Origin of the sequence: Pseudomonas sp., from assembly GCF_049590575.1 — a bacterium.
Taxonomy (GTDB): Bacteria; Pseudomonadota; Gammaproteobacteria; order Pseudomonadales; family Pseudomonadaceae; genus Aquipseudomonas.
In genome coordinates this window covers 23,188-31,903 of the sequence record NZ_JBAWDE010000288.1, presented here as the reverse complement: position 1 = coordinate 31,903, position 8,716 = coordinate 23,188, and the positions used below count along the sequence as shown (strand labels likewise).

The 8,716-nt window shown below is 61.5% G+C and carries 8 protein-coding genes; 5 read left to right on the top strand and 3 right to left on the bottom strand.

Going from position 1 to position 8,716, the window contains the following annotated elements; genetic code table 11:
• Window positions 1-75: 75 nt before the first annotated feature.
• Complete coding sequence (gene gabP / locus WBR57_RS20350) at window positions 76-1,467, bottom strand: GABA permease (RefSeq protein WP_424086014.1); 1,392 nt, start codon at window positions 1,465-1,467, stop codon at window positions 76-78.
• A 555-nt stretch (window positions 1,468-2,022) separates the two neighbouring features.
• Here gabP and WBR57_RS20345 point away from each other — a divergent pair.
• From WBR57_RS20345 to WBR57_RS20325, 5 genes are all read left to right on the top strand, one after another.
• Complete coding sequence (locus tag WBR57_RS20345) at window positions 2,023-2,796, top strand: ABC transporter ATP-binding protein (protein WP_122538016.1); 774 nt, start codon at window positions 2,023-2,025, stop codon at window positions 2,794-2,796.
• A gap of 13 nt (window positions 2,797-2,809) precedes the next feature.
• Window positions 2,810-3,562, top strand: coding sequence for an ABC transporter substrate-binding protein (locus WBR57_RS20340; RefSeq protein WP_424086012.1), 753 nt, complete (start codon window positions 2,810-2,812; stop codon window positions 3,560-3,562).
• Window positions 3,563-3,636: 74 nt separating this feature from the next.
• Entirely contained in the window at window positions 3,637-4,332 is a 696-nt protein-coding gene (locus WBR57_RS20335; protein ID WP_424086010.1) for an ABC transporter permease, read from the top strand.
• Window positions 4,333-4,370: 38 nt separating this feature from the next.
• Window positions 4,371-5,060 (top strand): ABC transporter permease, encoded by a 690-nt coding sequence (locus WBR57_RS20330; RefSeq protein ID WP_424086016.1) that lies wholly within the window; start codon window positions 4,371-4,373, stop codon window positions 5,058-5,060.
• Complete coding sequence (locus WBR57_RS20325; protein WP_424086008.1) at window positions 5,041-6,228, top strand: methyltransferase; 1,188 nt, start codon at window positions 5,041-5,043, stop codon at window positions 6,226-6,228. The genes WBR57_RS20330 and WBR57_RS20325 overlap by 20 nt, the downstream gene beginning before the upstream one ends.
• Before the next feature lie 241 nt (window positions 6,229-6,469).
• On the opposite strand, the gene bcsQ is transcribed toward WBR57_RS20325, so the two are convergent.
• Together bcsQ and WBR57_RS20315 are read right to left on the bottom strand one after the other, a co-directional pair.
• Window positions 6,470-7,405, bottom strand: coding sequence for a cellulose biosynthesis protein BcsQ (bcsQ, locus tag WBR57_RS20320; RefSeq protein ID WP_424086006.1), 936 nt, complete (start codon window positions 7,403-7,405; stop codon window positions 6,470-6,472).
• Between the two features lie 174 nt (window positions 7,406-7,579).
• Window positions 7,580-8,704, bottom strand: coding sequence for an alginate O-acetyltransferase AlgX-related protein (locus WBR57_RS20315; protein WP_424086004.1), 1,125 nt, complete (start codon window positions 8,702-8,704; stop codon window positions 7,580-7,582).
• Window positions 8,705-8,716: the final 12 nt, after the last annotated feature.

Below are 8,716 nucleotides of genomic sequence, written 5' to 3'. Positions count from 1 at the left end.
CTGACACACTGCTTTCGCGAGCAAGCCCGCTCCCACATTTGAACGGCGGCGCATCAAGCGCCGCATTCCATCACGTCAATTCAGCACCGCAGCGCCGGTTTTCTGTGCCTTGCGACGGCTGGACACAAGCAACCCGGCCAGCACCACCAGCAAGCTCAGAACGCCAGTCGCAATGATCTCGACCCGGTGCGCTTCCTGGAACAGCATGATGGTCAGCGTGCCCACGATGAAGACCATCACCGCATAGGTCAGGCCCGGGAACAGCCACATCTTGAACACGATTTTCTCGCCCGCCGCCGTACGCTTCTGGCGCATGCGCAGTTGCGAAACCGCGATCACCAGGTACACCAGCAACGCGATGGCGCCGGAGCTGGCCAGCAGGAATTCGAACACCGCAGCCGGCGCCACGTAGTTGGCAAAAACCGCCAGGAACGCCGCGCCGGTCGACAACAGCACCGCCCAGTAAGGCGTGCCGCTCTTGTTGGTGCGTTTGGCCACGGCCGGTGCATCACCGCGACGACCCAGCGAGAACAGCATGCGCGAAGCGGTGTACAGCGCCGAGTTCAGGCAGCTGGTCACGGCAACCAATACCACCAGGTCAACGATCAGCTTGGCATTCGGGATGCCCATGCGTTCCAGCACGGTCTGGTAGGAACCTACCGCTGCCAGGGTCGGATCGTTCCATGGCACCAGGGACACCACGATGAAGATCGACAGCAGGTAGAACAAACCAATCCGCCAGATCACCGAGTTGGTGGCCTTGGTGATTTGCTGGCCAGGGTTCTTCGATTCAGCCGCCGCGATAGTAACGATCTCGGTGCCCATAAAGGAGAACATGGTGGTCAGGATGGCGGCCAGTACCGCGCCCATGCCATTAGGCATAAAGCCTTGGGTATCGAACAGGTGCGAGACACCGCTGACCTGGCTGGTCGGCAGGAAGCCGAAAATCGCCGCCAGGCCAAGGATCACAAAGGCCACAATCGCCACGACTTTGATCAGCGCAAACCAGAACTCGAATTCGCCGTAGTTCTTCACGCTGAACAGGTTGGTCGCGGTCAGCAGCAAGGTAATGATCAGGGTAAAGGCCCAGATGGCCACGTCCGGGAACCAGGCATGCAGGATGGTCGCGGCGGCGTTGGCTTCCAAAGGAATCACCAGCACCCAGAACCACCAGTACAGCCAACCGATGGTGAAACCCGCCCAGTGGCCGATCGCGCGGTCGGCGTAGGTGGAGAACGAACCGGTGTCGGGCGAGGCCACGGCCATTTCCGCGAGCATGCGCATCACCAAGACCACCAGCGTGCCCGCGGCGGCATACGCCAGCAGTACGGCGGGGCCGGCGGCAGCAATGGCGTGGCCGGAGCCTACAAACAAACCGGCACCAATAACGCCGGCAATCGACAGCATGGTGACGTGACGCGGTTTGAGCCCCTGTTCGAGGTCATTGGAGCTTTGCGTACTACTCATTGACACACCTTTACGAGGAATTGCGAAAACGGTCCGCCCGGCCTGCGATCTTTCTCGTGAAAAGAAACCAACAGGGCGTTCTTTATTTTTTACGCAAGATTTGCGCCAAAATGTTACAAGGCCGCGATTGACGCGGGCTGCAGGACAATTTCACAACCACTGCAAGTCATTGAGAACAATGGCATTCCGCTATAGCGTTACCGTGTGACCCACTTTCAAGACGAACAGACGCACCAAAAACACACACAAAAAGTGCGTGACGCATCATAAAAGGGCTGATAAGCACCGTTTGCCCGGTTAACCCTTCCAACACCCGGCCAAAGCTGGCACCATCGCGCCCTTTTTTACGCGAAGCCTGCGCTTTCACAGGTTAAAACGGCTGTTCGGTTGTTGATGGCGCGACACGCTGCTGTGCCGATGCGACACCCTGCCGCACACCGCCTGTTTAACCCCGGCCGCGCTGTTGGCTGCCATCCGAACGCTATGCTAGCTTGGCGCCTCGCCACAGAGGCGGCCCGACTGCGCCGTACGCAACGAACACAAAGAGGACCGCACATGGCCGAGGCCACGCCCGCGCTTGAAATCCGCAACTTGCATAAACGCTATGGTGAGCTGGAGGTACTCAAAGGTATCTCGCTGACCGCCCGCGACGGCGACGTGATCTCGATCCTGGGTTCTTCCGGTTCCGGCAAGTCCACCTTCCTGCGCTGCATCAACCTGCTGGAAAACCCGCACCAGGGGCAGATCCTGGTCGCCGGCGAAGAGCTCAAGCTCAAGGCTGCGAAAAACGGCGAGCTGATGGCCGCCGATGGCAAGCAGATCAACCGCTTGCGCAGCGAAATCGGTTTTGTGTTTCAAAACTTTAACCTGTGGCCGCACATGAGCATCCTCGACAACATCATCGAGGCGCCCCGCCGCGTGCTCGGCCAGAGCAAGGCCGAGGCAATAGAAGGGGCCGAAGCCCTGCTGGCCAAGGTCGGCATCAGCGACAAACGCCACGCCTACCCTGCGCAACTGTCCGGCGGCCAGCAGCAACGCGCCGCCATCGCGCGCACCCTGGCGATGCAACCCAAGGTCATTCTGTTCGACGAGCCCACATCCGCGCTTGACCCGGAAATGGTCCAGGAAGTACTTAATGTGATCCGCGCGCTGGCCGAAGAGGGCCGCACCATGCTGCTGGTCACCCATGAGATGGGCTTTGCCCGTCAGGTTTCCAGTGAAGTGGTGTTCCTGCACCAGGGCCTGATCGAAGAGCAAGGATCGCCACAGCAGGTGTTTGAAAACCCGCTTTCGGCGCGCTGCAAACAATTCATGTCGAGCAACCGCTAACGGAGCAACATGCATGCAGAACTACAAAAAATTCCTTCTGGCTGCGGCCGTCTCGATGGCGTTCAGCGCCACGGCCATGGCAGAAACCTTGAAAATGGGGATCGAAGCGGCCTACCCGCCCTTCAACAATAAAGACGCCAGCGGCAACGTGGTCGGCTTCGACAAAGACATCGGCGACGCCCTCTGCGCCAAGATGAAAGTCGAAAAATGCGAAGTGTACGTCTCCGACTGGGACGGCATCATCCCGGCCCTGAACGCCAAGAAGTTCGACTTCCTGGTGTCCTCGCTGTCGATCACCGACGAGCGCAAGCAGGCCGTCGACTTCACCGACCCGTACTACTCCAACAAGCTGCAGTTCATCGCGCCGAAAGCCACAGCGGACTTCAAGACCGACGCGGCTTACCTGAAAGGCAAGACCATCGGTGCACAGCGCGCAACGCTGGCCGGTACTTACCTGGAGGACAAGCTGCCGGATACCGAAGCCAAGCTTTACGACACCCAGGAAAACGCCTACCTCGACCTGACGTCCGGCCGTTTGGACGGGATTCTCGCCGACAAGTACGTGCAGTACGAATGGCTCAAGAGCAAAGACGGTTCGGCCTATGAGTTCAAGGGCGACCCGGTGGTAGAGAGCGACAAGATCGGTATCGCCGTACGCAAGGGCGACCCGCTGCGCGAGCGCCTGAACAAAGCCCTGGCAGAGATCAAGGCAGACGGCACCTACAAGAAAATCAACGACAAGTACTTCCCGTTCAGCATCGAATGATCTGAACGGCCTGACCGACGCGCTCCACAGGGCGCGCCGGCTTTCAGCAATGCCTGCCGCGATATGAAAACACCATGAATTTCGATCTCTACGGATTCGGCCCGGCGCTTGCCGCCGGCGCGCTGATGACCGTCAAACTGGCACTCACGGCCCTGTGCCTGGGGCTGGTGCTCGGCCTGGCCGGCGCCTTGGCCAAGACGTCGCCGTACAAGCCTTTGCAATGGCTTGGCGGTGCTTATTCGACCATCGTTCGCGGTATTCCAGAGTTGCTCTGGGTACTGCTGATTTACTTTGGCACGGTCAACCTGATGCGTGCCCTGGGGGAGTTTTTCGGTAACCCCGACCTTTCTCTGAGCGCCTTTGCGGCCGGGGTCATCGCCCTTGGCCTGTGCTTTGGCGCCTACGCCACCGAAGTGTTCCGTGGCGCGATCCTCGCCATTCCCAAAGGCCACCGCGAGGCCGGTGTGGCGCTGGGGCTGTCGAAGCTTCGCATTTTCACCCGCTTGATCATGCCGCAAATGTGGCGCATCGCCCTGCCGGGCCTGGGCAACCTGTTCATGATCCTGATGAAGGACACCGCGCTGGTGTCGGTGATCGGCCTTGAAGAAATCATGCGCCACGCGCAGATCGGCGTGACCGTGACCAAGCAGCCGTTCACCTTCTTCATGGTCGCGGCGTTCATGTACCTGGGCCTCACTGTGCTGGCCATGGTCAGCATGCACTTCCTGGAAAAACGCGCCGCCCGCGGCTTTGCAAGGAGCACCCAATGAGCGGTGACTACAGCTGGCTGTCGCACTTTGACCTGGGCCTGAACTGGGCCGTGATCATCAAGTGGCTGCCGAAACTCGCCCAGGGCGCGACCCTGACCCTGGAGCTGGTGGCCATCGCGGTGATCGCAGGTTTACTGCTGGCGATTCCGCTGGGCATCGCCCGCTCCTCACGCCGCTGGTACGTGAGCGCCCTGCCCTACGCCTATATTTTCTTCTTCCGCGGTACGCCGCTGCTGGTGCAGTTGTTCCTGGTCTACTACGGCCTGGCGCAGTTCGATGCGGTGCGTAACAGCTTCATGTGGCCGTACCTGCGCGATCCGTTCTGGTGCGCCACCGCGACCATGACGTTGCACACCGCCGCCTATATTGCCGAGATCCTGCGCGGTGCGATCCAGGCCATCCCGCCCGGTGAAATCGAGGCGGCACGCGCCCTGGGCATGTCCAGGCCGAAAACCTTGTTCTACATCATCCTGCCGCGCGCCTCGCGCATCGGCCTGCCGGCCTACAGCAACGAAGTGATCCTGATGCTCAAGGCCAGCGCCCTGGCCAGCACCGTAACCTTGCTGGAACTGACCGGCATGGCGCGAACCATCATTGCGCGCACGTACTTGCCGGTTGAGATTTTCTTCGCCGCCGGCCTGTTCTACCTGTTGATGGCCTACATCCTGGTACGCGGCTTCAAACTGCTGGAACGCTGGCTGCGCGTCGATGCCTGCCAGGGACGTTGAAGCCCGCTTCCAGGCGCTGGATGCGTTTCTGACCGAGCACCAAGGGCTGTGGCGACCACGGCCCTTTACTCAGCGGCATTTGCCCTGGGAAACCCAACACCCCGAACTCGCCCAATGGCTGCGCCAACGCTCGTTGGCCGAGGCTGAAACCAGCCACAACCACCCCCACACGCTGCCCGCGCCGGCGCCTTTTCCACAACTTGCCGAGCAGGCGCTGCGCCTCAGTGCTGTGGATAAGTTACCCACGCACCCGCTGGAACCCGCGCGCCATCGCCTGAACGTCGACGTGCCTGGGCGCAAGTGGCAACAAATCGAAGCCTTCGGCGCCGCACTGCGGTTTGCGCGACCGCCCACACACTGGCTGGACTGGTGCGCCGGTAAAGGCCACCTCGGCCGGCGCCTGTTGCAACCCGGGCAACAGCTGACGTGCCTGGAAGTCGACCCGGCATTGATCGCCTCCGGCCAGGCCTTGAGCGACCACCACCACTTACCCGTGACCCATCGCCTGCAAGACGTGATGGCCGACGTCGCCATCGGCGCGCAACACACGCCTGTCGCCCTGCATGCCTGCGGCGACCTGCATGTACGCCTGCTACAACTGGCCAGCAGCGCCGGCTGCAAACAGCTGGCGCTGGCGCCTTGCTGTTACAACCGGATCAACGCCGATACCTACCAGCCGTTATCCCGTCTGGGCCGCGCTTCACGCTTGCAGCTGTCGGTCGATGACCTGGGCCTGCCGCTGAGCGAAACCGTCACCGCAGGCACACGCGTGCGCAAGCAGCGGGACATCTCCATGGCCCGGCGCCTGGGCTTCGATCAGTTGCAACGCCAGCTGCGCAACTACGACGCCTACCTGCCCACGCCTTCTTTGCCGGCGAGTTGGCTGGACCAGCCCTTTGCCGACTACTGCCGAGAGCTGGCGAGCCGCAAGGGCTTATCCACAGGTGAGCAGGATTGGGCGGCACTGGAGGCGTTTGGCTGGCAACATCTTGCCGAGGTCAGAAACCTGGAGTTGGTGCGTGGGCTGTTTCGGCGCCCGCTGGAGGTTTGGCTGGTGCTGGATCGGGCACTGTTCCTGGCGGAAAACGGCTACCGGGTCGAGGTTGGGAGTTTCTGCGAGCCTGCACTGACGCCGCGCAACTTGATGGTGCTTGCCGAGCGCGATTAAAGGGCGAAATTGTCGCACCCAAGCCTGTGGATAACTCTGTTGATGGATTCTTTACAGGGCCTGTAGCCATGTGCGTTACAGGCCGAAAGGCATGCTGGTCATTTTTTGTTCACAAAATAAACCGCACGGAAAACAAGCAGTTGCGTGGTGATGAGAACAGCTCCACAAATTGGCTGTTTCGTGACATGTCTATCCAACCGATTGTGCATAAGCATCTGGCGTAACGCGTATAAACCGCGCTTTACCAGCGCTTTTTGGGTGCCTTCAACCACCGGCACAGCGCGTCGATATCGTCTGCCGCCAGGCCCATCATCTGGTTGTCCAGGGGGTCGGTGCCAAAGGCCAAGGCCTCGCTGATGGCGATGTCGCGATGCACTTCCAGTGGAGCTCGCCCCAGTCGCTGCTTGAATGCCTCTGCCATGTCCAGGCAGAAGGCATTGCCCTCGTCCAATTGGTTGAGTACAAACTGCACACGCGGCGGGTGCTCGCGTTCAAGGTGCGGCGCCAGCAGCACGTCCAGTTGGTCCAGGGTGCCCAGGGATGCGGCGTCCGCCTGGGCGACCACCAACACCACATCCGCCACGCTCATGGCCTGGTGGAAATACACATTGTTGCCGGCAGGGGTATCAATGATCACCGTGTGCCGAGTACTCAAGTTCAAGGCGGACAGGCGTTGCGCCAGCCACTCGGGCTCTTGCTGCAGCCAACGCTGCAGGTTCTCTTGCTGATGGGTATCGGTGTCGCCAAAGGCGATCAACTGGCAGCCGGCAAACCCAGGCTGGCGGATCTGGTCCCACTGCGCATTTTGCAGGCTGGTTCGGCCGATGCCGGGCACGTCCGCGCCGGCACCGAAGTGATGACGCAAGGCGTTTTGCGGGTCCAGCTCCAGCGCCAGTACCGATTCGCCGCTGCGCTGCAAACCGCTGCTCAGCGCCGTGGCCAGTGTGCTGCGGCCCACACCGCCATTCACCGAGACCAGTGCGATCACTTTCGGGCGTGGAATGGCAACGTCCACCGGCTCGGCGTACTCATTGGCACTGGGGGTTTGTTGGGCGGGGAACGGGGTGCCGTCGTCGATGGGGATGCTGCCGAAAAAGTGCATCCTGGCATTCAGCCCTTGAGGATCGCGGGCGACGTTCTTGCCGAATAACTCAAACAGCTGATCAGTAAGGCTCATAGCCTGGCTCCCACGCGACGCGCCTTTAAAGACGTGGAGGGTCGGCAAGGAGAAGGCTCACCGCAGGTCTTTTTGTAGGCGTCTCTGTGCTGGCATTCTGTGACAGGGCGGGCAACGTGTCATTATTTTGATGAGAAAGCCGCTTATTTTTTAGACAAGCGGCAAATCGTCAAATTACTGACCAATCTTGATCAAGTCGTAGGGCGTTTGCAGATCCCGCTCCGGAATCTCCCAAATCAACAACTTAGGCGGGGTTTGCTTGAAAGCCGGGCTTTCAAAGTAAGCCTTGGCCGCGCCAGAAAATTCCCCACCGTCCTTGCTGAAGTTGCCCACCGGGGCGCTCAGGGCTTTTTGCAGGAAGCCGACAAAGTTCGAGTTACGCGAGAACGAAGTGCCGATCAGCGCCACATTGGGCAGGCCGGCATCGCCGAACAGGTCGTCGGCATTGCTGGTGGCGCCACCGGTTTCATGGGCGGTGCTGGCCGCGACCGACTCGCCGGGCGGCTGCAAGGCGGGCGACAGCCAATCCAGGCCGGCCAGGCGCACCAGGTCACCTGGGCGCGCGGCGAGCGGCGCCTGAGTAATGTCAAAGGTCTGCTCGGGCGTGGCCTTGATGCCGCGCTGCTGGATGCGTTGCGCCAGGGCCTGGGCGCCTGCGTTGGCGCCGATTTCGCTCCAGTGGGTGTCGGTGCGCAGGTAGGCTTGCGCACCCAGCGGCTTGAGCGTGTCAGTCAGGTCCAACGCGGAAACCCCGGCGGCCTGCAACGTGGCGGTCCAGTCCTGAACACGGCTGTCGAGCACCGCTGGGCGGTACAGGCCGCACAGTTGGGCGGCGGCGATGCGGCTCTTGTCCGGCACCACCACCACTTGCAGGTCGATGCCTTTTTTGCCAAGTTGCTGCTGCAGGTCGATCACCGCCTGGGCCTTGGTCTGTGCGTTGGCCTGCGCGTGGCGGTTGATGCGCAGCTCATCACTGATAAACAGCCAGCCCGGGCAACCCTGGCGCACCCGCGGCCCGGTGTCGCCGAACACCAGCCAGCTGCTGCCACGCTCCAGGTTGGCGGCCTGGATTGCCATGGGCGCCTTGGCCAGCTCCTTGGCGAACCGATGGGTCAGGTCGCCGTGCAGCAGCATGTCGCTGTCGACCTTCGCCGGCACATAGCTGATCGGCCCTTTAACCATCAGCCAGGCGCAGGACAGCAGCCCCGCCGCCAGGAAGGGCACCAGCACCCAGGCCGCCAAAGGGCTGGTGCGGACGGCCAGGTCGCTCGGAGGAGTCGGCGCAGTAGGAGCGGGCATGGTCGGGCGTCC

Bases quoted from the DNA above. Each gene is read 5' to 3' on its own strand.
- WBR57_RS20315 (WP_424086004.1), bottom strand. From the start codon at position 8,704: ATGCCCGCTCCTACTGCGCCGACTCCTCCGAGCGACCTGGCCGTCCGC.
- WBR57_RS20335 (WP_424086010.1), top strand. From the start codon at position 3,637: ATGAATTTCGATCTCTACGGATTCGGCCCGGCGCTTGCCGCCGGCGCG.
- gabP (WP_424086014.1), bottom strand. From the start codon at position 1,467: ATGAGTAGTACGCAAAGCTCCAATGACCTCGAACAGGGGCTCAAACCG.
- WBR57_RS20345 (WP_122538016.1), top strand. From the start codon at position 2,023: ATGGCCGAGGCCACGCCCGCGCTTGAAATCCGCAACTTGCATAAACGC.
- bcsQ (WP_424086006.1), bottom strand. From the start codon at position 7,405: ATGAGCCTTACTGATCAGCTGTTTGAGTTATTCGGCAAGAACGTCGCC.
- WBR57_RS20340 (WP_424086012.1), top strand. From the start codon at position 2,810: ATGCAGAACTACAAAAAATTCCTTCTGGCTGCGGCCGTCTCGATGGCG.
- WBR57_RS20325 (WP_424086008.1), top strand. From the start codon at position 5,041: ATGCCTGCCAGGGACGTTGAAGCCCGCTTCCAGGCGCTGGATGCGTTT.